Raw genomic sequence first — 937 nt, forward strand, 5'->3', positions numbered from 1 at the left:
TGGCTCTAAGCACAAGGGGATAGTTGTTGAAGAAAAGAATCTCGCTTCTGTGCTTGAAAAAGTAGGTGTTCAACGCTTTAAATTGGTTGACGGTCAACTGTACAAACTCCAGGACGTAGAATTAGACCTCTCTGCTATTGCTAAAGGTTTTGCAGCAGATAAAGTTGCTATCGCGTTGCGTGAGCAAGGCATCGCAAACTTTCTGGTAGAAATTGGTGGTGAGGTAGTGACTCATGGTAGAAGTGTTCGTGACTCCTTGTGGGTATTAGGTATTGAATCACCTGATAAACAGGGTAGAAACGTTTATACTAGGGTTCATCTTGGTAATGCTGCGCTCGCTACGTCGGGAGATTACCGAAATTATTTTGAAGAAAATGGTAAACGATATTCTCACACGATTGACCCACTCAGCGGCAGGCCAGTTGAGCATCTGCTTGCATCTGTTAGTGTGATTGCTGAAGATTGCATGTTAGCTGACGGGCTTGCGACGGCGCTAATGGTGATGGGTGAGCAGAGGGGGTATGAGTTTGCCTCAAAGCACAATATCAGTGCGTTATTTATCTATCGAGGTGATGAAGGCCTCATAACAATGCACACTGATTCGTTTAAACAGTATCTTAAGTAGGAGGAACTTATGGAGTTATTTTTCATAGTTTTCGGTGTTCTTGCCCTGTTAATGTTGGTTATGGCTGTTGGCGTTATTTTTGCCAATAAGCCGATTACCGGTTCGTGTGGTGGAATGAGTGCGCTTGGTATGGAGGTTGCTTGCGACGTCTGTGGCGGTGACAAGGATAAATGCGACAAAGAAGTTGATAGTTCTGCTAAAGACGCTACCGGAAAAGATATTTCTTATAATGCAATGAAGTAGATACAGCTTAAGTATCATTACATACGGTTTTTTCTAGAGGTTCAGGAGATCAAGGTTATATGGCTGAGT

General features: G+C 43.2%; 2 protein-coding genes. Both read left to right on the forward strand.

Annotation, left to right across the window (positions count from 1 at the left end):
• A partial coding sequence (locus tag A3729_RS25880) for an FAD:protein FMN transferase (RefSeq protein WP_197476104.1) occupies window positions 1-625 on the forward strand: 625 nt, incomplete at its 5' end.
• Between the two features lie 9 nt (window positions 626-634).
• Entirely contained in the window at window positions 635-868 is a 234-nt protein-coding gene (gene nqrM, locus A3729_RS25885; RefSeq protein ID WP_068634427.1) for a (Na+)-NQR maturation NqrM, read from the forward strand.
• The last annotated feature ends 69 nt before the right edge of the window (window positions 869-937 follow it).

It is taken from the genome of Oleiphilus sp. HI0043 (genome assembly GCF_001634935.1).

Bases quoted from the DNA above. Each gene is read 5' to 3' on its own strand.
- nqrM (WP_068634427.1), top strand. From the start codon at position 635: ATGGAGTTATTTTTCATAGTTTTCGGTGTTCTTGCCCTGTTAATGTTG.